The sequence below is a fragment of the Actinosynnema sp. ALI-1.44 genome, assembly GCF_001984155.1.
GTDB lineage: Bacteria > Actinomycetota > Actinomycetes > Mycobacteriales > Pseudonocardiaceae > Kibdelosporangium.
The window spans coordinates 95,718-115,955 of record NZ_MTQO01000030.1 but is presented as its reverse complement, the minus strand read 5'-3'; the positions used below and the strand labels follow the sequence as shown (position 1 = coordinate 115,955).

24 protein-coding genes are annotated in these 20,238 nt (G+C 67.5%); 9 read left to right on the top strand and 15 right to left on the bottom strand.

The window, feature by feature from the left end; translation table 11 throughout:
• Positions 1-28: 28 nt before the first annotated feature.
• The 3 genes from ALI144C_RS05265 to ALI144C_RS05255 form a co-directional block, all read right to left on the bottom strand.
• Positions 29-1,033, bottom strand: a complete 1,005-nt coding sequence (locus ALI144C_RS05265; protein ID WP_143230418.1) for a hypothetical protein — start codon at positions 1,031-1,033, stop codon at positions 29-31.
• On the bottom strand, positions 1,023-1,364 hold the full coding sequence (locus ALI144C_RS05260) for a hypothetical protein (RefSeq protein WP_076985857.1): 342 nt from the start codon (positions 1,362-1,364) through the stop codon (positions 1,023-1,025). Before ALI144C_RS05260 ends, ALI144C_RS05265 begins: the two co-directional genes overlap by 11 nt.
• Before the next feature lie 313 nt (positions 1,365-1,677).
• Complete coding sequence (locus tag ALI144C_RS05255; RefSeq protein WP_076985856.1) at positions 1,678-2,412, bottom strand: SDR family NAD(P)-dependent oxidoreductase; 735 nt, start codon at positions 2,410-2,412, stop codon at positions 1,678-1,680.
• 130 nt (positions 2,413-2,542) lie between these two features.
• Between ALI144C_RS05255 and ALI144C_RS05250 the strand changes: the two genes are divergently transcribed.
• Positions 2,543-3,145, top strand: coding sequence for a TetR/AcrR family transcriptional regulator (locus ALI144C_RS05250; RefSeq protein ID WP_076985855.1), 603 nt, complete (start codon positions 2,543-2,545; stop codon positions 3,143-3,145).
• A gap of 78 nt (positions 3,146-3,223) precedes the next feature.
• On the opposite strand, the gene ALI144C_RS05245 is transcribed toward ALI144C_RS05250, so the two are convergent.
• Complete coding sequence (locus ALI144C_RS05245; protein ID WP_076985854.1) at positions 3,224-4,957, bottom strand: hypothetical protein; 1,734 nt, start codon at positions 4,955-4,957, stop codon at positions 3,224-3,226.
• Positions 4,947-5,261, bottom strand: a complete 315-nt coding sequence (locus ALI144C_RS05240) for a hypothetical protein (protein ID WP_143230417.1) — start codon at positions 5,259-5,261, stop codon at positions 4,947-4,949. The genes ALI144C_RS05245 and ALI144C_RS05240 overlap by 11 nt, the downstream gene beginning before the upstream one ends.
• Positions 5,262-5,436: 175 nt before the next feature.
• On the opposite strand from ALI144C_RS05240, the gene ALI144C_RS05235 reads away from it, so the two are divergent.
• Both ALI144C_RS05235 and ALI144C_RS05230 read left to right on the top strand, forming a co-directional pair.
• Positions 5,437-6,030, top strand: a complete 594-nt coding sequence (locus ALI144C_RS05235; protein ID WP_076985852.1) for a TetR/AcrR family transcriptional regulator — start codon at positions 5,437-5,439, stop codon at positions 6,028-6,030.
• Positions 6,027-7,562: an MFS transporter gene (locus ALI144C_RS05230; protein WP_076985851.1), complete on the top strand. Its 1,536-nt coding sequence runs from the start codon at positions 6,027-6,029 to the stop codon at positions 7,560-7,562. The genes ALI144C_RS05235 and ALI144C_RS05230 overlap by 4 nt, the downstream gene beginning before the upstream one ends.
• Here ALI144C_RS05230 and ALI144C_RS05225 read toward each other — a convergent pair.
• Positions 7,559-8,557, bottom strand: a complete 999-nt coding sequence (locus ALI144C_RS05225) for a TerC/Alx family metal homeostasis membrane protein (protein ID WP_076985850.1) — start codon at positions 8,555-8,557, stop codon at positions 7,559-7,561. The genes ALI144C_RS05230 and ALI144C_RS05225 overlap by 4 nt on opposite strands.
• Before the next feature lie 145 nt (positions 8,558-8,702).
• On the opposite strand from ALI144C_RS05225, the gene ALI144C_RS05220 reads away from it, so the two are divergent.
• The 3 genes from ALI144C_RS05220 (at position 8,703) to ALI144C_RS05210 (ending at position 10,637) form a co-directional block, all read left to right on the top strand.
• Positions 8,703-9,437: an alpha/beta fold hydrolase gene (locus ALI144C_RS05220; RefSeq protein ID WP_076985849.1), complete on the top strand. Its 735-nt coding sequence runs from the start codon at positions 8,703-8,705 to the stop codon at positions 9,435-9,437.
• Between the two features lie 2 nt (positions 9,438-9,439).
• Positions 9,440-10,054 carry a CGNR zinc finger domain-containing protein gene (locus ALI144C_RS56590; RefSeq protein ID WP_083752732.1) on the top strand — a complete coding sequence of 205 codons (615 nt, stop codon included), beginning with the start codon at positions 9,440-9,442 and terminating at the stop codon, positions 10,052-10,054.
• Positions 10,055-10,187: 133 nt separating this feature from the next.
• Complete coding sequence (locus ALI144C_RS05210; RefSeq protein ID WP_076985848.1) at positions 10,188-10,637, top strand: nuclear transport factor 2 family protein; 450 nt, start codon at positions 10,188-10,190, stop codon at positions 10,635-10,637.
• Positions 10,638-10,779: 142 nt separating this feature from the next.
• Here ALI144C_RS05210 and ALI144C_RS05205 read toward each other — a convergent pair whose 3' ends face one another.
• Positions 10,780-11,052: a hypothetical protein gene (locus ALI144C_RS05205; protein WP_237773992.1), complete on the bottom strand. Its 273-nt coding sequence runs from the start codon at positions 11,050-11,052 to the stop codon at positions 10,780-10,782.
• A 277-nt stretch (positions 11,053-11,329) separates the two neighbouring features.
• Positions 11,330-11,692, bottom strand: a complete 363-nt coding sequence (locus tag ALI144C_RS05200; protein WP_193441153.1) for a hypothetical protein — start codon at positions 11,690-11,692, stop codon at positions 11,330-11,332.
• Between the two features lie 98 nt (positions 11,693-11,790).
• Between ALI144C_RS05200 and ALI144C_RS55280 the strand changes: the two genes are divergently transcribed.
• Positions 11,791-11,934 (top strand): hypothetical protein, encoded by a 144-nt coding sequence (locus ALI144C_RS55280; protein ID WP_168211170.1) that lies wholly within the window; start codon positions 11,791-11,793, stop codon positions 11,932-11,934.
• A 67-nt stretch (positions 11,935-12,001) separates the two neighbouring features.
• Positions 12,002-12,187, top strand: coding sequence for a hypothetical protein (locus tag ALI144C_RS54100; protein WP_143230416.1), 186 nt, complete (start codon positions 12,002-12,004; stop codon positions 12,185-12,187).
• A 140-nt stretch (positions 12,188-12,327) separates the two neighbouring features.
• On the opposite strand, the gene ALI144C_RS05195 is transcribed toward ALI144C_RS54100, so the two are convergent.
• The 6 genes from ALI144C_RS05195 to ALI144C_RS05170 all read right to left on the bottom strand — a co-directional run bounded on the left by ALI144C_RS05195 (position 12,328) and on the right by ALI144C_RS05170 (position 19,195).
• Positions 12,328-13,032 carry a hypothetical protein gene (locus ALI144C_RS05195; protein ID WP_076985846.1) on the bottom strand — a complete coding sequence of 235 codons (705 nt, stop codon included), beginning with the start codon at positions 13,030-13,032 and terminating at the stop codon, positions 12,328-12,330.
• Entirely contained in the window at positions 13,022-14,518 is a 1,497-nt protein-coding gene (locus ALI144C_RS05190; RefSeq protein ID WP_237773991.1) for a substrate-binding and VWA domain-containing protein, read from the bottom strand. The genes ALI144C_RS05195 and ALI144C_RS05190 overlap by 11 nt, the downstream gene beginning before the upstream one ends.
• Positions 14,491-15,678 carry a hypothetical protein gene (locus ALI144C_RS05185; protein ID WP_143230415.1) on the bottom strand — a complete coding sequence of 396 codons (1,188 nt, stop codon included), beginning with the start codon at positions 15,676-15,678 and terminating at the stop codon, positions 14,491-14,493. The genes ALI144C_RS05190 and ALI144C_RS05185 overlap by 28 nt, the downstream gene beginning before the upstream one ends.
• Before the next feature lie 123 nt (positions 15,679-15,801).
• Positions 15,802-17,583: a hypothetical protein gene (locus ALI144C_RS52970; RefSeq protein WP_083752731.1), complete on the bottom strand. Its 1,782-nt coding sequence runs from the start codon at positions 17,581-17,583 to the stop codon at positions 15,802-15,804.
• 156 nt (positions 17,584-17,739) lie between these two features.
• Entirely contained in the window at positions 17,740-18,474 is a 735-nt protein-coding gene (locus tag ALI144C_RS05175) for an SDR family NAD(P)-dependent oxidoreductase (protein WP_076985843.1), read from the bottom strand.
• A 124-nt stretch (positions 18,475-18,598) separates the two neighbouring features.
• Positions 18,599-19,195: a TetR/AcrR family transcriptional regulator gene (locus ALI144C_RS05170; RefSeq protein WP_076985842.1), complete on the bottom strand. Its 597-nt coding sequence runs from the start codon at positions 19,193-19,195 to the stop codon at positions 18,599-18,601.
• 60 nt (positions 19,196-19,255) lie between these two features.
• Between ALI144C_RS05170 and ALI144C_RS05165 the strand changes: the two genes are divergently transcribed.
• Positions 19,256-19,807 (top strand): serine hydrolase, encoded by a 552-nt coding sequence (locus ALI144C_RS05165; protein WP_076985841.1) that lies wholly within the window; start codon positions 19,256-19,258, stop codon positions 19,805-19,807.
• Between the two features lie 95 nt (positions 19,808-19,902).
• Here ALI144C_RS05165 and ALI144C_RS58635 read toward each other — a convergent pair whose 3' ends face one another.
• The gene (locus ALI144C_RS58635) at positions 19,903-20,166 is read right to left on the bottom strand and encodes a hypothetical protein (RefSeq protein ID WP_330359567.1); all 264 of its coding nucleotides are present in this window, start codon (positions 20,164-20,166) and stop codon (positions 19,903-19,905) included.
• Between the last annotated feature and the right edge of the window lie 72 nt (positions 20,167-20,238).

The window sequence follows — 20,238 nt, the reverse complement described above, 5'->3', positions numbered from 1 at the left end:
AGGCGCCGAAAACACGCCCGCAGGGGCCTCATGCGGTGCTCGTCGTGCGATCCGGGGAATCATCGCGTAGGCGGATCTTGTAGAGGCCACCCTCTATCGAGGTGGAATGGGCTTCGATCCAGGTGCGCAGTTCCGCGGGCCACCGCGTGCCGGTGGACCACCGCACGCCGTCCAGCAGCCGCTCCCGTAGGTCCGGATCACCCAGATCCACCTCGACCAGATCCGCGTCGACCATGTCAGACGCGGCGTCTCGCAGCCGCACCACCGTCCGGGACAGCGTGTTCAGCAGCGCGAGCGCCGCATTTCCCGACGGCGCGATGTTCTCATCGAAAGCCGCGCTGATGTCCCGAGCGAATTCGTACTCGGGCAGCCTGACCACGACACGCCCGAGCAGGCGTGCCAGGTCACCCGGGAGATGGCGGGTCAGGTCTCGTGCGAGGTCACGGGAAAGGTCGAGTTGACGGGCGCTGGCACGGCCCAAGGCGAGACCGTAAGCATCAGCGAGGTCGCGGACCTGGCCGTGCGCCACGTCAAGATGGATGGCGAGGTCACGGGTCGAGTCATGGAGGCGGGCGATGGCTCGCGCACGGTTCAGCGGGATGGCGAGATCGACGATGTGCTCGCGGTCGAACAGGCCTCGAAGGGCCTTGATCTTGTCCATCGCGTCCAGAAGCTGGTAGGCAAGCCGCATTTCCGCGCCTTCGAGCCAGATTCGTGCGGTCAGGCGGTCGTGAGCGTTGCGCGACGCGAACTCGTCGGCGACCTGTGCCAGCGTGTGCCCGCGTCGCGGACCAGCCTGGGAAACGTCAACGACCAGTCCGGTCGGCAGGGGCGGCTCGCCCACGGCTGCCTGAGCCGTAGAGGTGTGTTGGTCCACCATGCCGCCCGGGGTGAACGCGGGTGCGGAGCCTGCGAACGCGGCCAGCAGCCGCCGCACCGCACCACGTGGGACAGAACGGGGTTCGCGCGTGAAAGCGGGCGCGGTACCAGCGAACGCAGCCAACAGCCGCCTGGCCACGGCATCAGTGGGCATCCACGTCACCTGCCCGCGGCGGAGCGTCCTCGTCGTCACCGGGCAGAAGGCTCTCGGCGTAGCGAGCGACTTTCTTGACGACAATCGGGGCGGTGGCGCCCAATCCGAACGCGACAAGGCCACTGTTGACGATATGGGTTGTCGCCACAGCGGCGGTGGTCACCGCGGCGATAGCGAGATTGACAGCGATCATGACGGCGTACACGCCCCCGCCAGGACCGTGCGGTCGAACCCACGGCCAGCCTTTGACCCTGCGGGACGCCTCCAGGAAAATCACCCCCAGATTCGCCGCCGCACCCAGCGCTCCCCACAGGGCGTAGACCGGATCCATCCGACCAGTGTCCTCTGTCCCCCCATGACTGAGTGCCCCCTTCTGGATGACCTCTTTCCCGAAAGGGCTCCGTGACAGCGGATGTGTGGCGGCAGGCACCATGGGTGGCTCGGCAGCAGCAGGCGGGTTCCGTTTCAAGATCCGAATTAGCGGCTTCACAGCAAAAGCAGCATCGCAGGCGAAGGCTTGAGGGTTGAGGAGAGACGTTGGCGACTCTGGCGGGTGCGCTGTGCTGGATCGAACCGTCGGCAAGAAACGCAAGGACCGGCCATGGCATTCCTTTCCCATTGGTGATCTTGAGTGGGCGGAACGGTCAGATCGCCGAGGTGCCGCCGTCGACCGCCAGTTCCATGCCGTTGACGTAGGACGAGTCGTCCGACGCGAGGAACAGCGCTGCCGCGGCGATCTCCTCGGGGCGCCCGATCTTCCCCCGCGGGATCAGGGATTCGAACTGCGCCTTGGTCTCCGCATCGAACAACCGCTCCTGGATCGGCGTGGCGACCTGCCCAGGACTCAGCACGTTGACCCGGATGTGGCGGTCCTTCAGTTCGGCCAGCCACACCCGGGCGAAGGCGTGCTGCACGGCTTTGCTCGCCGAATAGACACTCCAGTCGGGCCAGCCCTTGACCGAGGCGATCGACCCGGTCATGAAGATCGACCCGCCGTCGTTGAACAGCGGCAGCGCCTTCTGCACCGCGAAGAGCGTGCCACGCGCGTTCAGCCCGAAGATCTTGTCGAAGTGGTCCTCGGTGATCTCGCCGAGCTTGGCCGCTTCTCCCGTTCCCGCGCTCGCGAACAGCACGTCGATGCTGCCTTTCTCCCGCTTCACCGTCTCAAACAGACGGTCCAGGTCGGCGAGGTTCGCGGCATCACCCCGCACACCGGTCACATTGCGCCCGATCAGCGCGACGGCTTCGTCCAGGACGTCCTCTCGCCGCCCGGTGATGAAGACGTAAGCGCCTTCCTCGACGAACAGCTTGGCGCTCGCCAGAGCCAGTCCGGTCGTTCCTCCCGTGACCACCGCGACCTTGCCGTCAAGCTTTCCCATGACTCATTCCTTTCGCGCTGCGACACGCCAACGCCTTAAGTAGAACGATTTGTGTACATAGGCTAGCAAGGCCGCCCCGACGGACGCAAGTTAAGTACACTCGCCGTTACCCGCGTTGTATGCTGACGAGGTGACCAAGCTGGAGAAAGGCCCAACTGGCCAACGACGCGGCAGAGGCGCGCGCGAGCGCATCCTCAGCGCGTCGCAGCAGCTGTTCCGCGAACAAGGCATCAACAACACCGGGATGGACCAGCTCTGCGCGGTGGCCCAGGTGTCCAAACGCACCGCCTACCAGCACTTCACGAGCAAGGACGAGCTCGTCACCGAGTACCTGCGCCGGCACGATCCCGACACGATGCCCGAAATCTTCGACAGCGCCGAGCTCACACCCCGCGAACGGCTGCTCGCCGCCTTCGAAAAGCCACCATCGGTGCCACCGGCCGAGACGACACCGCTGTGCCCCTTCATCGCGGCCGCTGTTGAGATCAACGACACCGACCACCCGGCACGTCGACGCGCACACGACTACAAGGCGTCGGTCGCCGCCCGCTTCACCGAGACCGCACGCCAGGCAGGTGCGGTCGAACCCGAACAACTCGGCGAACAGCTCGCGTTGCTGCTCGACGGCGCCTCCGTCCGCACCCGGGCACTCGACACCGACGCTCTCCCCACCGCCGCCGCCATCGCCGCCGTCCTCATCGACAACGCCCTCCCCGCGGAGGCACCGGGCTAGCGGGAGCGTATCCGTCGATCAGCGGATACGCCGAGACCTGGCGAGTCCACGCCCGTCGGCGTCGCCGACCACCCAGCCTCACACGGGCAGGCGCAAGTCCTCCGGCTCACATCCCGCCGACACGTCGAGCCTGATGATCGAGAACTGGTACTGGACGCTGCCCTCCACAGTGCCTCCCCGGTGCAGCCTGACCTGGGCGCCCGGTTCGCGGGGCAGTTGGTGCGCGACGCCCCACAGGTGCACTCGAACCACTTTTCCCTTGTTGTCGATGCGGCCCCGGTCACTGAAGATCGTCATCGCCAACTGGGGGCACGGCGCTCCACCGACCGGTTTGGGCAGCACCGCCGAGAGAAACTCGACCGCGGGCACGGCGTGCGGAGGCGTCTGTTCGACGGACACCGCGGCCAGCAGTTTCTCCGGCTCCATGGCGAGCAGCACTTTCTCGATGTCGGCCGCGAGGTGCCGGCCCGCGGTGTCTCCGCATTCGAGGTCGCGGAACGCCCGGAGCAGGCGCTCCCGCGCGTACAGCGGTCTGTGCTCAGGCACCGGTCCGGGAACGTCGGGCTCGTCGGAGTCCTCCGGTTGGGTCGCCAACCGGGAGGCCGCGGGTGATCGATCGGCGTCGGTGTAGGCGTCCGGTACCGTCGTCGTGACGGATTCCGGGACGGCGGCCGCGTACACCGCCTCGTACAGCTCTCCGATCCACCCGGAGGTGAACACGTCCCGGGTCACCGCGGTGGCCAGGTCGTTCACCGCGGGGCTGTCGATCCTCGTCTGTCCCCAGTGGAACGCCTCCGGTCTGCTGTGGGCGCCGAATCCCGAGCCGTCGCCCGCATCCGAGTACGAGAACGGCTTGTGCAGCAGCCAGCCGATGATCTCGCCCCAGTCCAGCATGATGTTGTAGAGCGCGCCCAGCCTCTCCACTTCCCCCGGCCAGCGCTTCACCGCCGCCATGGTCTGCGTCCGGCGTGCGTCCAGACGGGCCAGCTCGTACTCCAGCCTGTTCGCCTTCGAAGCGAGCTGGAAGACGTAGTACTGCGCCACCGCGACCGCACCGGTCGCCACCACCGCCGCGCCGACCACCCGTGGGGGCAGGCCGGTCAGCAGGGCGGTGATCCAGATCGCGTCCGCGACCGCGGTGACGGGCACGTAGCCGGTCAGGCGGAACACCAGCCGATCGCGAATGCGCTCCAACGGTCGCAGGACCTCGACGCGCCGGACGTTCTGGTGCTTGTACTCGTTCGCCAGGGCGATCAGTGCGTGTCGGGCCTCGTCGATCTCCTTGTCGACGTGGTGGACCAGGTGCCCGATCAGCGAGTGTTCACCGTGGTTCTGCTCCAGCCAGGTCTCCAGGTCCTGCTGGCACTGCCTGATCACGAGGAGGTGCTCCGCCTTCACCTCCCGCGAGAGCGCCTGCCGCTCCTCCACCGCCGATTCCGCCTTGCGCAGCCGCCTGAGCAGGTTGTCGGCAGCGAAGCTGTCCGCCGGACGGATGCTGGAGGTGGAGATCCCGTACGCCGCAAGGACCTTCGCGGTGGCGTCACCGACGACGAACGTCTCCTCCGGCGGCGCGGCGACCCAACTCGGGTGGGACACGCCAGGCCGCAGTGCCTGGAAGTCCCGCAGCTCGTTGGGGAAGTCGCCGCCGTCGACGAGGCTGAAGCCGAGCTGTCGCAGCGGTGGCCACAGGTCCGGTTCGGTGGGCACGGTACGCGGCATCAAGGGGTTGTCGCGCAGACTGTCCGGTGCCTGGGCCGCCACGTCGACGGCTTCGTCCGGCGACATCCGCCCGCGCGACCCGTCAGGTGCCACCAACCCACTTGCCTCCCACTCGCTCGACCACAACCTTCTGTTGCACGACCGTCTCGTCCGGCCGGAAGGTGGGCAGGACGGCCACGTCCGGCTGATACCCCTGGCCGGGAACGATCAGGCAGTGATCGAGTTCGTGGCCCACTCCGGACCGGTCACGGCGCTGGTGGCGTGGCGGCACGGCGGGTCGGCGCGGATCGCGACTTCGGGCGCCGATGGATTCCTGCGGGTCTGGGACGTCGAGTCCGGCGAACTCCAGTACGAAATGCCCCTCCGCCAGCCTGCGACCACCATCGTCGCGGTCCACGGTGACCACCTGGTCGTTCAGACCGATGCCGAGGTCGTGCCACGCACGCTGAGCAGCGATCCACAGACCGCGACGCCAAGCAGGTTCGGGTGGTGGAGCCCACACCACCGGGCTTGTGTACGAATGTACATGTACATTAGTACAAGTACCCCGTCCACCTCCGGAAGGACCGCGAATGCCTGCCCCGTCCGACGGCCCCGACCAGGCCGTCCCCCGCAGCCGCCGTGACCCGGTCGCCCGCCGCCGGGCGATCACCCAGGCGGCGGCCGACCTGCTGGTGGAAGGCGGTGACCTCACCCACCGCCGTGTCGCCGACCGCGCCGGCGTACCACTCGGCTCGACCACCTACTACTTCGCTGACCTCGGCGAACTGCGTGAGGCCGCGCTGAACCTGCTGGCGGAAGGGCTCGACGAGGCGTTCGCCGAAACACGACAGCAGACCGCCGAGGCCGACGGAGACCCGGACGTGCTCGCGTCGCAGCTGTACGACTACCTCTGCGACCGCGATCGACTGCGCGCTGACGCAGCACTACAGGGTGCCGCTCTCCAACGACCCGAGTTGCGTCACCTGGAACGGCGATGGGCCGACAACATGGCCGAGCTGCTCTCGGCCTGGACCAGCCCCATCAACGCGCGGTTGGTCGCCGCGTTCGTGGACGGCGTCGGCGTCCACGCGCTCCTGCACGACGAACCGCTGGATCGCGCGGCCCTCAGCCGCGCCATCACCGCCCTGATGCGCCTGCCCGCGGCAGGCGAGGAGAAGAAATGAGCACCACGCACGACACCCGCCAGACAAGCACCGGCCGACGCTGGGCAGCGTTGGCGGTGTTGTCCGCGAGCCTGCTCGTGATCGCCATGGACATGACGATCCTCAACGTCGCCCTGCCGCGCATCACCGAAGAACTCGCGCCCACGGCCGCACAGCAGTTGTGGATCGTCGACATCCACTCGCTGATCCTCGCCGGCCTGCTCGTACCCGTCAGCGCGCTGGCCGACCGGTTCGGCCGCAAGCGCGTGTTGCTGGCCGGGTACCTGACGTTCGGCGCGGTCTCGCTGGCCATCCTGGCCGTGGGCTCCCCCGCCGGCGTCATCCTCGTCCGGGCGTTCCTGGGCGCCGGCGGCGCCATGATCATGCCGACAACCTTGTCGATGATCCGCGTCATCTTCACCGACCCGAAGGAACGCGCCACCGCCCTGGGTATCTGGGCATCAGTGTCCGCGGTCGGCATCGCGGTCGGCCCGGTCGTCGGCGGCCTGCTCCTCGAACACGTCTCGTGGCAGTCGGCGTTCCTGGTCAACGTGCCGCTCATGGGGCTCGCACTGGTCGCCGCGTACTTCCTGCTGCCCGAGTACCGCACGCCGACCCCGCCCCGCTGGGACACGCCAGGGACCATCGCGTCCATCGCGGGCATGGTTGCCCTGGTCTGGTCGATCAAACACTTCGCTGACAAGGGTTTCGGCGACGGCCTGGCGTGGGCCGCGTTCGGTGCCGCCGTGCTGTGCCTCGGCTGGTTCGTGCGGCGATGCCTGCGTCGTCCCGACCCCATCCTGGACCTGCGGCTGTTTCGCCGGCCTCCGTTCACCGCGGGCATCGTGGCCGCCCTGGCGTCGATGTTCGCCATGGGCGCGCTGATGTTGCTGGTGGCTCAGTGGCTGCAACTCGTGGACGGCCGTTCCCCGCTGCAGGCTGGTCTCGCGCTGCTGCCCGCAGCCGTGGCGATGGGGATCGCCTCACCGCTGGCACCGGGGTTGGCGGGGCGTATCGGCGCACGCAACGTACTCGGCGGCGGTCTGGCCATCGCGGCGTTGGGTTTCCTGGTCATCTACCTCGCGCCCAGCCCGCTCGGCTACCCGTGGGTCGCGCTCGCCCTGGTCCTGCTCGGTGGCGGCGGAAGTGCGCTGGCGGTCGGGTCGGCGATCATCATGGCCGACACGCCCCAGGAGAAGGCGGGCAACGCCGCCGCGTTGGAGGAAACCTCCTACGAGCTCGGCAGCGTGCTGGGCGTGGCCATCCTCGGCAGTGTCGCGGCCGCGACGTACGCCACGCACCTCGATGACGCCACCATGACGGCCGCCGGTCTGGACCCCGTCCAGTCGGAGGCGGCGAGGGAGTCCCTGGCCGGTGCGCTGGGGATCGCCACGCAGCACGGATCCACCGGTCTGGCGGCCCGTGCCACAGAAGCGTTCCTCGACTCGCTCACGTTCACCGGCCTCGTCGGCGCGCTGACGATGCTCGGCGCGGCCGTCGCGACGTTTCTGCTGGTGCCGCGCACCCTGCAGATCACCAAACAGTCCCACTAGTCGGTGTCGCGTCCGCCTGTGGCGCGCAACGAGCCTGGATGAGCCTTGGCCGACGGGTCGTTCCGGGTCTTGACCAAGCTCGCCACGGTGACCACGACAAGGATGCCGATGATCACCGCGAGGCTGACCGGCGTCGAGATCTCCGGAACGCTCTCGTCGATGTCGACGTGGGCCCAGTGCAGGATCAGCTTGATCCCGATGAACCCGAGAATCACCGCCAGCCCGGCCGACAGGTACACCAGCCGGTCCAGCAGGCCCTTGACCAGGAAGTACAGCGCGCGCAGGCCCAGCAGGGCGAAGGCATTGGCGGTGAAGACCAGGTACGGCTCGTCGGTGACGCCGAACACCGCGGGAATCGAGTCGAGCGCGAACAACAGGTCGATCCCACCGATGGCCAGCAGTACGACGACCAGCGGCGTGCCCACGCGCTTGCCGTCGAGCCGGGTGAACAGCTTTCCGCCGTCGTACTCGGTGGACAACGGCAGGACACGACGCGCGGTCCGCACCACGACGTTGTTCTCGACGTCCGGATCCTCGTCACGATGCCGGAACAGCTGGATCCCGGTATAGATCAGGAGCAACCCGAACAGCAGGAACATGAACGAGAACAACGAAAGCAGCGTGGCGCCGAGCACGATGAAAACCGCACGCATGACCAGCGCGACGATGATGCCGAACGTGAGCACTTTGTGCTGGTGCTCCTCGGGCACCGCGAAGGTACTCATGATGATCACGAAGACGAAGAGGTTGTCGACCGACAGGCTCTTCTCCACGATGTACCCCGCGAAGTACTGCTGCCCGAAATCACCGCCGTGCGCCAGCGTCAGCCAGACGCCGAACGCCACCGCGACCAGGATGTAGCCGACCGACCACGCGACCGCCTCACCGAACCCGACCCGGTGCGGCCGCACCGCCGCCAGGACGAGGTCGAGCACCAGCAGCGCGAGCACGAGTCCGATCGTGACTGTCCAGGTGAGACCGTCGATCTGCAGCATCCGCACCCTGTCTTTCCACGGCAACCGGATGCGATCGATCCTAGACCGACCCGCAGAGGTTGTCCTCATTGGACCTGCACGGTTGACGGGTAACCCTCTAAAGGGTTACGATCCACGTCGTGGCATACGGCAGGAGGCTGACCTGATGGTGGTTCGTCTCACCACCCGGCAATGGGGCGACGGCGATCGTCACGCTCTTCTTCTGCACGGCATCAACTCCTCGGGCAACACCTGGTGGCGAGTGGCGGACGCGCTCGGCGCACAGGGCTTCACGGTCACCGCGCCTGATCTGCGGGGCCACGGCGACAGCCCACGTGCCTCGCGCTACGCAGCCACCGACTACGCCGCCGACATCCGCACGCTCGGCAAGCGGTGGGACCTGGTCGTCGGGCACTCCCTCGGCGGGCTCATCGCCGTACACGCCGCGCGTGAGCCGGGCTGGACCGCACGGCTGGTACTGCTTGATCCCGCTGTCGAACTGTCGGACAGCGACGTCGAGCGCTACACCGAGCTCAACGTGCAGGAAGTCCAGCGTCCCCCAATTCCCGAAGCACTGCTGGCGGCGAACCCGCGGTGGCACCCGGAAGACGCGCGTCTGAAGTACCTCGCCGTGCTGGCAACCAGTCCATTCGTCGCCGAGCGAACGATGCGCGACAACGCGCCGTGGCACTACCTCGCCGACGTCGAGACGCTGGCCACGCCGACTCTGATCCTGGGTGCCGATCCCGCTGTCGGCGCGGTTTTCGGGCCAGACCTGGGTGGCACCGCCGCCGCGGCCAACACGGCGATCGAGTACCGGATTGTGCCCAACGCCGGGCATTCGGTGCACCGCGACGCCCCCGAGGCAGTCCTAGACGCGATCACCGCCTGGACGGGTTGAGCATGCGTGATCGCATCCCACCGTTGCCCTCGCGTGATCCGCCGGTGGCCAACGCGGCGATCGACCAAGGCGCACAGTACTTCCTATGGGTCGCAGGCGATCCCGTGGTCGACTTCGTCAACACCGTCCGCCTGCGCCACCACGGCGGAGTCGAACTCCTCCGCGTACCATCGGATCTCGACGCCTGGCTCTCCACCGCCTTCGGCACCACAAGCCGCCCGAGCACCCAGGACGACCTGATCGCGGCCCGCAGTCTGCGGGAAGCAGTCGACCAATGCCTGCTCACCGCCACCGGACGCGCGACCGTCGCCCCCGACGCCCTCACACACCTCAACCAGCACATGGCGCAGACACCACTCGTCTGGGACGGTGAACGCTTCACCCGCGCGCCCGCCACCACCAACGCGCACGCACTCAGCCGACTCGCCACCGACACAGCCACATTGCTCGAGCACCGAGCCCACCACATACGCCTCTGCGACGGCCCCGACTGCTCACTACGCCTCGTCGACGCGTCACGAGCACGCCCCCGACGATGGTGCTCGATGGCAGCCTGCGGCAACCGCACGAAAGCACTTCGCCACCGCAGCCGGTCCACTCAGCCTGACAGGGACTGACTCCGAGCACCCCGCTGCCGCGACGCTCTGCCCCCATCGGACAAGTTCTTTGCCTTTCCTCAGCAGGACAACGGCCCTGAGTATCCGCTGGATAAGATAACGGTTGAACGATTGCGGTGTCCCGGGAGGTCAAGTGCTCGACATTCAGGAGATTTCCGACCGCCTGGAGATCCAGGACCTGCTGGTGAGCTACGCGACCGCGATCGACGGCAAGGATTTCGACGCCCTGGACCAGGTGTTCACCGAGGACGCCCAGATCGACTACACGGCGTTCGGCGGCATCGCGGGAACTCGCGCCGAAATAAAGGAATTCCTGACCTCGAGCATGGCCCAGTTCGCCGTATGCCAGCATCTGGTGGCCAACCCCGCCATCCAGTTCGACGGCGACCACGCAACCGGGCGAGCGATGTGCCTGAACACTCTCGGGATTCCAGTCGAAGAAGCCAACCCGCACCTCACACTACTGGGCATGTGGTACATCGACGAGTACACCCGCACCCCGCAAGGCTGGCGAATCTCCCGCCGCAGCATACAAAGCAGCTGGACACACAGCCTCGACGACGCCTCCCGACACAAGCGCTGAAAGCGCCTGGTACAGCAGCGTGCGTCAATCCAGCCCCAAATCCGCAATGGCCGCAGAGTAGACCTTGTCGAGCTTGCCGATTGGCAAGCTGGAGCGACAGCACTTTGGTGCGTCTGCCCCTTATGCTCCACAGCAGAGCCCGCTACTTCTTCGAGACCATCGAGATTCCGCCCATCGCGAGGGCGAACAACCGGGCGAGTACGTTCCGGACATCCGGGTCCCGATCGAGTCGCTCCAGTGCTGCGAACCTCGCCGGATCAAGATCCACGGTGGCGATTCCGCCTGCGTCCTCGCCATCCACGGTCGAGAACAGCACGACGCATCGATAGGCCCGCACAGCCCCTCCTCGCGTCTCGCGCATCAGCGACTGCAGGACGACAGCTTCTTCCTTGACCTGGCCGCGAAGTGCGTTCACCGAGGACCACCGAGTCGCCCAGCCTCGCTCCTCTGCCTCCAGCTGAATCTCGAGCAGCAGATCGAAGCTGATCCGACACACGCAAAAGTCGGGGTCAGTCGAATGAATCAGAGACACCGGAACCAGTCCCCTCCTTCGTGGACGTGGACACGTGTTTGCGGCACCGCACCGCTGTAGAGGTACTGCGACCGGCCGGTTTCTCGCTGTCGAACACCGACACCGTCTCGGTGTGGGTCACCGAGATCGGCCCCCGGCATCGAAGGCCAGCGCACCGTCTTCATCCGCACTCTTCGCGTGGTCGCGGTGAGCACACGGGCGACAGGTGCCCCTTGCGGAGTTCGGCTGGCTGTGGACGGCCCGCGGTGACGGGCCTGGAAGTCTCCTTGCGGGCGCTGAAGGAACAGGTCATGTACGGCTCATGGTCACGGATTCGCGTGCCGGGCGCCAGCCGCGCGCAGGCGTCGGCGACCGGTTCGGGGTAGTCGACCGGCGCGAACCCGATCAGGGGTTTGTCCGGTCCTGAGACGATGGTGAACACCGCGTACCTCCCCGGATCGAAGAGTTCCCGGGTCTGGGCGGTGAGCGGTATCTTGCCGTACAGCTGACGCAGTCCCGTGTCGACTTTCGCGCGTCCTTTCACCTGCACGCTACCGCAGGCGAACACCCCATCGCCACCCGTTCGGGCGACGACCCGCGCACTCAGGTGTGAAGCTCCATACGTTGGGGCAGTCCAGTCCCATGGCTGATTCGACGAACATCCACACCCGTCTGGTCGAGACCGGCGGGCGGTCTGGCGAGATCGCGTCCCTGCGGCGAATGCTGTTCGCCCTCGGGTTCGGCGGCGTGGCCGGGTGCCTGCTGTGGATGGCGCACTACCTGTAGGCAGACCGCTGTGATCTCTGCCCGTGGGACGAGGTTTCGCCGTTAGCTCGCGCCTAGCGTTTCCGGTGTGAAACAACAGAAGTACGTCCTTGCGCTACTGGTCGCCGTGGCGTTGGCAGGCGTGGCTCCCTCGGCGGAGGGCGGGCAGGCGGAGAACGCGTTGGGCCGGTTCGAGCAGCAACGGATCGCCCGCTGCTCATCGTGGACGACACTGACGAGTCGTACGCCGAGTTCAGCGCCCAGGTCCGGGTGATGCACGACGCCGCCCGCGGCCTTCCCGCCACCCCGACGCCCGTCCAGGAGCAGAAGCTGGCGCTGTACGCCAACCCGGATGTCATCCCGGCTTACACGGCCAACGCCACCTCCGACGTCGGCTCATTTCGCGTCGAGCGACTACTGGAAGACGGCGATGGCGCGGATGCGAAAGGGGCCGTCGGTTCCGGGCGACCACAGGATCCGGCCGAGGCAGCTCAACGCGCGGTCCGGGAGGACCTCGCGGCGTGAGGTGGTGTTGCACTCGAGGACGACCTTGTGCACTTCGGATGCCGTGCGGACGGGGGCCTCGAACGTCAAGCGGGCGGACTTCCTGTCCACCACCGAGAATTCGCCGGTGACCAGGACGTACTTCTCGGTGTACGCGCTGAGTTGGACTTTCGCGGGCGCGGGTTCGTCGGAGACCGTGCGGGCGGCGTGGTCGCCCAGCACAGTGCGCTGGGCGAGGTCCCCACGGACCAGGAAGTCGTGGGAGTCCAGGAATTGGATCAGGCGGCCGAGTACGGCCTGGGAGCTCTCGGACGGTGCAGGGGTTCTCTCGGCGGCGGCTCCCCCGCCGATGCCGAGGGGGAGTTGGACGTGGAAGGACGTCCTGACCGTTCGGTCACCGGGGTGTTCCGGGACGTTGATGCCGTTCAGGGCCTCCTCGTCCAGATAGACGACGATGCCGGGCGCCGCTTCGCTGGGGCGGCGTTCGGCGGCGCGTTTCGCGGCCCGGTACCTCAAGGCCAGCCACACCCAGGCGGCGAGGCCCACCGCCACGACGCCCTCCAAGATCAGCCACGGTCCCCATACCGGCCACCAGAGCGATTCGTCAGCAGCCACGGATGCTCCTCAACGCGGTCAGCAGGGAGTCGGCGTCGGCGTCGACAGCGCGACCGCCGGTGCGGGTGGCGACATCGGCGAGGCGGACGGGGTCGGCGCCGTCGAGGCGGACGACCCACGTCGGGACAGGTGGGGTGGGCCACGCGGCGGTGAACTCCTGCGGAGTCATTCCCGTGTTGTTCTCCCCGTCGGTGACCACGATGACATTCCCCTTCCCCGCGACCCGGTACGCGCGGTCCAACGCCGACCAGATGGCCGTGCCGTCGGTGAGGTCGTTGGCGGACACCGAGGCGCGCAGGGCGTCGAGGTCGGGGCGTCCGGCGACGGTGGTTGTCCGTTCCTCGAGCACCGTTCCCGCGAACCGCAGCACGGTGACCGTCTCGCCGACGTGGAACTGCTCGAAGCCGCCATGGCCGGCGAGCACCTCGAACGTCCGCCGCAATCCGGCGATCCGTGGCCCTCGCATCGAGGTCGAGTAGTCCAGCACGTACACGATCCGGACCGGTTCGCCCGCCCGGTCGTAGGCGGCCAGCAGCGCGTCCACCACCTCCTGCCTGCCCGGGAAGTACAGCCCGGTGCCCAGCGGACGAGCCAGTGCCTCCGGGCGCTCCACGGCCGGGTCCACCGGTCGCCGCGCGGTGGTACGCATGATCGCTCGCTGGCCGTCCGGTCCGCGCAACCACGCCACAGCGGTGTCATACGCGGTGCGTTTGCCGGTGTCCAGCAGCATCAGCGGGTAGTCCGCGAGCACGACGCCGTCCCGCGGGTACACCAACTCCAGCGGTTCCGGGAGCGATTTGGAGGCGTTCAGCGACACCAGGGTCGACTCGTAGGCGACCACGGCATCCACGTCGCCGTGCACACGCGCGTACTCCGCCGCAGGCTGTTCGGCGGAGCCCGCGGATGCGGCACGGCCGGTCAGGAAACTCCGCAGCCGGTCGCAGCGCACGTCCTCCGGTCGCAGCGCGGCCCCTGTCCCCGCAGCCGCGGTCGCCGCACCGATCAGGGTGAACAGGCCGCTGCCGGACACGCGGGGGTCGGACAGTACGTACCGCAGCTCCCCGGCTGCGGCCAGCCCGGCGACGTCGGCCCAGGTCGGCTCCCCGCGTGCGGCCGCCCGCAGCCGGGCGGCCGCGGCCGGTTCCAGCCCGATCACCAGCGGCGACATCATGATGTTCTCTCGCAGGGGGAGCTGTTCGGTGCGTAAGCGCAGCAGGTGGTCCGACGAAAGCCACGCCAGGTCATGACCCGCCGACCCCGCAGCGACCCGCGCGCTGGCGCTGACCGTGCCCTCGTGGGTCATCCGCAGCTCGATCCCGGTCTCCTGCCGCAACTGGGTGAGCACCGGCCCGAGATCGGCCAGCTCCGCACTGGCCAAGACGGTCAGTACGGTCGGTCCGGTCGAGCCGGACGTGCACCCGGCCACCATGGCGACCGCCGCCGCGGCGGTGGCCAGCTTCACCACGGAATGCCGGATTCGCGGCACCTGGTCACCTCCTTGATCAGTTCGGCCAAGGCGGGCCGGTTGGGCAGTTCGGTGCGGCTGTCGGAGCTGTTGATGCTCGGCATGGACAGCCCTCTGGCGGCCAGTGCGTCGGCGAGGGTCAGCTCCCCTTGCTGCGGGTCCATGGGTCGGAAACCGATTTCGGCCGCGCGCCTGCGCAGGTCGCGATTGGTGCGCAGGAGGTCCAACAGCCGATTGCCGTTTTCGGTGAAGGCCACGATCCACGGCTCGGTGTGATGGTGTCGCGAGGGGTAGAGCACCACGCGGGTCAAGTCCGGGCTGCCGTACTGCTCGACGTGGCGCATCTGGTGGTTGAGAAACTGATGCTCGTAGACGACCGCGAGGGGCGCGAACGTAGGGCCTTCGTGGCTGAAGAACTTGTCCGACAGACCTTCGTCGGGTAAACCGCCACTCTCCCACCACGGTGCGATCCGCGCGGCCGCGTCGGGGACTGTGCCCTGCTTGGTCACGGGGTTCCAGACCGGCGGCTCGCCGTTCCTGCTGAGCACCCCGCTGACCAACCCCAGATAGGCCGCACCCGAGTAGGACTTGCAGGCGTCCGGGGCGTATGCCCGGATGCGGTTGTCACTCGGTACGCCCAATTCACGCCACCTGGTGCCCTTCACGGACAGTTCGACGAAGGCCGTCATGTCCAGGTAGTAGTAGAGGTCGGCTCCTTGTGGCTGAGCGGACCGCTGGGGCTCCGCCGCCTTACCGAGCACGAGGCCGTTGACGTAGTCCCGGAAACCGACGACCACCAGCGGACTCGTGAACGGAATCGTCGAGTTCCCGCCCCAGTACTCGACCACGGTCTGCCCGACGACCTGCCCGGACGGCATCACGAAATCGTAGTGGGATGGCCGCTGGCCCTTGGTGATGTTCTGCGCCCCCCGCGAGTCCGTGACCTGCACCCGCAGGCCCTCCTTCATCAACAGGCGAGCGACCTCGGAGTCCTCGAAGTAGTCCTTTTTGGACGACATCACGCCCCGGAGCTGCGTGCTGTGGTGCGTCATCCCCACCGCCAACAGCGTCGCACCGCCCGCGACACACACGACGGTCAACAACGCCAGACCGATCAGGTAGGGACGGTGCCGGAAGGTGGACTCGGGTGGGGCGATGACAGTGAAGACAGGCTCGGCCACGATTTCCCCCGTCTGCTCCGCGTACCCGTCAACATGATCGTCTGGCGAAGCCATCGGTCACCGCGCCGTCCCTGCTCGTCATTCGCGCCGAGGGCAAAGAAGTCCGGGGACAACCCGCACCGCTCAGCCGCTGACGAAGAACTGGTATCGAGCCGTCATGGTGGACCTGCTCCCGTCCGCGTTCACCGACCACACGTCGAGGGTGACAAACCCTGCACGCTTGGGTGTCAAAGTCACCGTCGCGGTGCCGTCAGGCCCGGCCGGCACTGTTCCGGATTCGGGATGGACGTCCGGATCGAGGCTGTAGCGATAGGTCGCGACGCCCGGCATGCCGGGCTCGAACACGAACTCGCCCGGTACGCCCGCGCCGCCACCACCGTTTCCGTCTTCCGGGTAGACGTCGCTGGACACGATCGGGCTGTCCCGGACGTCCAAGCCGACTGTCTCGAAACCGGATCGGACGCCCGCGCTCGACGTACTCCACGCGTACAGGACGTGCTCGCCCATCGTGGCTGTTATGTCCACAGTGGCCACACCGTTGACAGCGGGGACCGTGGTCTCCGGGCCGTTCCCGACCCGGTAGGTGAAGGTCGCCGCATCGGGCACCCGCACCGCTTTGAAGACACATTGGAACGGCAGGAGACCTGTGCGTTTCGGGCATGTGACGTCGGGGCCGGTACTGGCCACCCAGGTCCGGTAGTACGTCGTCGGTGAGTGGTGCCTGGCGCGGTCGACGCTCGACACCGCGATGGACACGGGGCCGTCGTTCTGCGGCGCGTAGTTCACGGTAGCCCCGCCGCCCAGACGATCGGCCGCGACGTAGGTGCCGTTGATGTAGTAGCCCACCACATCGGACACGCCGTTCGGGCCGAGGGTGAACCGGCCCGGTACGCCCGCGCCACCGAATCCCGGTGGCTCCGCGTTCTCCGGGTAGTCCGAAGAGGACACTTGAGGGTGTTTGTCCGGCGGGGTGAGATCCATGGTGAACGCGCACTCCGGCGACCACGCGGAGCTGTCCCGGCTGTCCTCGGCTCGCATCGTCCAGATGTACGTGCGGCCGTCGGTGAGGAAACCGTCCGGCGGATACCACTGCGCACTGCTGAAGTTGTTCATCGGACCGAGGACGCGCTCCGTCACGTCGGCCGGGTTGTCCGCGGGCCAGATCCTGAGCCTGCCGGACAGCTTGTCGCTGAAGTCCGGGTCCCGCAGGGAGGCGATGATGCCCGCCCGGGGATTGGCGTTGAACAGATGCCCGTCGGCGCACTTGAAGATCTCCACGGTGCGGTCACTGGGCACGTCCGGAGGCCAGTTGACTTCGTAACGCATGGTGATCCGGTTGGCATACACGCGGCCGTAGGCAGGATTGCCCTGTTTGTCGGCTGGCATCCGCATCGCGAACGTCAGTGTTTTCCTGCCTTCCCGCACCGCATCGGCCACCTGCTTCGTGACGTCCCAGGTCACACGCGGCACAACGCAGTCGGACGTGGTGGTGAGCAGTTCCTGCTTCGCCAGCTCCCTCGGCTGGTCGGCCCACGTCGGCGGTTTGGCCCGCGCCGGGACAGCCCACAACTCGGTGGAGCGCGGCTTCGTGCAGTCGTTCGCGGACACCTCGGCGGCGAACACGTGGACGGCGAGAATCCGGGCGCCCCGCAGCGCGGGAACGTCGAGCGTGAAGTAGGACTTGGCCAGGTGATAGCTGTGGTCCGGGTCGATGCGCGCACCGACCGGCGCGTCACCGGGCTGGTCGGGGAAGGACGTCGTCGGCTTCCGGGCGTCGACGTAGGCCCAGGACTTGCTGGGAACCTGGTCGACTGAGTCGGCAGCGGCAGGTGGTGCCACAGCGACGACGGCGGACAAGAGAACGAGCGCGGCGCTCATTGTCGAGAACGCGCGTGTGAAACCCATTTGCCCCCCTGCGGCCAGGTTTGTTCGCAACCGGCTATCGAGGGGACGTCGTGCGCCGTTACCAGGTGGACCGGTCCGGCGCCTTCGGGCAACGTGGTTGGTGAGATATGGCGCGCGGCGCGTCACGCGCGAGCAGTGCAGCGCCTACGAGAACATTCACACCTGCGCGTATCCACCGTCTGCGAAGAACTCGGCACCGTTGATGTAACTCGACGCGTCCGAGGCAAGGAACGTCGTCACAGCGGCGATCTCCTCGGGCTCGGCGAGCCGCCCAAGGGGGACGACGCCTTCGGCCTGCTTGAGCATCTCGGGCGTGACCAGCTCGAGCAGACCGGGAGTGCGTGTACCGCCCGGGGACACGACGTTGACCCGAAAGCCGTGCACGCGCGAGCTGAGGGCCCAACCACGGGCGAGGCTGCGGACCGCGGCCTTCGACGCCGCGTAGACCTCGAGTCCCTGGTTGGGCCGTGTCGCGGCGGTCGAACCCGTCAGGATCACCGAGGCGTTCGTGCTGAGCAGGGGCAGCGCTTGCTGCAGGGTGAAGATCGTTCCCTTGACGTTGGTGGCGAACACTGAGTCAATCAGATCCTCCGTCACCTCGCCGAACGGAGCTGCGGTGCCGACGCCGGCGTTTGCGACCAGCACGTCAATGCGTCCGGCCTGGTCGTGCACGGTCCTGTAGAACGCGTCGAGCTCCGCGGGCACCGAAGCGTCGCAGACCACGCCGGTCACGTCGGGTCCAAGCTCGGCGACCGCGGCGTCGAGCGCGTCCTTGCGGCGACCGGTGATGAACACCCTGGCACCCTCGGCGCGGAACGCGCGTGCGGTCGCGAACCCGATGCCGGTGCTGGCCCCGGTGACCACGGCGACCTTGTCTGCCAAGACGGCCATGCCGCCCCCTTCAGGTTATGGACTGTTACGTCCATAACCTTGCCCGATCTGGACCGGACAGTCAAGAACTTTCGACACGCGGCTCCCGGCAGAGTTGCAGGGCGCAACTGGCCGGTGAGGTGTGCTAGTGCGTTGAGGTGGGCAGTAACCGCGCCAAGGCGGATTGGGCCACCGTGATGAGCACGTCGATGTCCATGCCGGTGCGCCCGAGCGCGATGAGGCCGAGTTGGGCAGCGAGGACAGCGCGGGCGGTCTCGGTGGCATCGGCGTCGGGGTCGAGGTCCCCTTCGCGCTGGGCGCGCTTCAGTGCTGCGGTGAGGATGGTGGTGATCGCGTCGTAGCTGCGGCGGGCCTCGGCGGCCACGTCCGGAGTGCTGGTGGCCAGCTCGGCGTTGCTGTTGGCCAGCAAGCAACCTCGACGCGCGGTTGCTCCGGTCGGGTCGTCGGTCGGGCCGAGCACGAACTCACGGACCAGGTCGATCCCCCGCGCCGCGGACAGCAGACGCTCGCGCAGCATCAGCAGGTTCGCGTCGTCATAGTCGCGCAGCACCCGCAGGAACAGGTTGCGTTTGTCCCCGAACGCCCCGTAGAGGCTGCCTTTGCCCAGCCCACTCACGCGCAGCAGGTCATCCATCGACGTCGCCGCGTAGCCCTTGTCCCAGAACTCGTCGCGGATAGCGAGGACCACGCGATCTTCGTCGAACTCACGAGGTCGGGGCATGCACCCACAGTACTAGTTCTGGACCGCATGGGCCACAATGGTGGTAAAGGCGGGATTGGCGTGCAGATCACCGGAATGCCCGCCGGGGACGCGATCACCAGCCGGATCATCGAACCGCTCGGCCTGACCAGGACCACGTATCCCCGTCCCGGTGACCGAAAGCTGGACACGCCTTATCTGCCCGGCTACATCGGTATCCGGACCGGCCCGTTCTTCTTCTGGACCGAGCGGACCACCGCTTGGGAACTGTCCCAGTTCGCGACAGCCGGAGCCATGGCGTCAACCGAACTGGACCTGGTCGCCTTCCAGCGGGCGCTGGCCGACGGCAAGCTGATGTCGCCCGCGGCACTGGCCCAGATGCGTACCGCAGTGCCGATTCCTGGTGCCCCCACCATGGGTTACGGTCTCGGGCTGGTGCGTCTCGACCTGTCCTGCGGCGCGCGGGCCTGGGGGAACCTCGGCGACTCCGCGACCGGTCACTCAGGCGCGACTCTCGTGACCGACGACGGCAGGCATGCGGCGATGGTCACCAACACCTTCGCCATAGCCGAAGGCACGACAACACGAAACCACGTCATCGACTCCGCGTTGTGCGGCACCCCGGCAAGCTGACATCACCGACGCGGGCTGCGCAGGTCATACGTTTACTGCAACCCGGGATCATGAGGCCAACCGTTGTGAGCCCGCATCGCCAGCGCGTCAAAGGCTTACCGACACGACACGCGGCAAGGCCGAGCAGGCATCCCCCTTGGTCGGCTCCGCTCTGTGCGGGATCGTCGACCGGTGGTGCCTGCTCGGCCCGGCGTGGTCAGCGTGGCCGTCAGGGTCTTGCTGCCGTCGGGCGTGCTGATCATCAGCGCACCGTAGCCACCCGGGGCGCCGCCGTTGTGGTGGACGATGGTGCCGTCCGGGCCCAAGTCCTGCACCCACAGGCCCAGGCTGAGGTTGAGCTTGCCGTGCGGCGTGCGCATCTCGGCCAGCAGCGGGGCGATGAAGGTGCTGGGGTCCTTGGCGCCCGGGTGAGCTCACATTTCGCGGGGCTG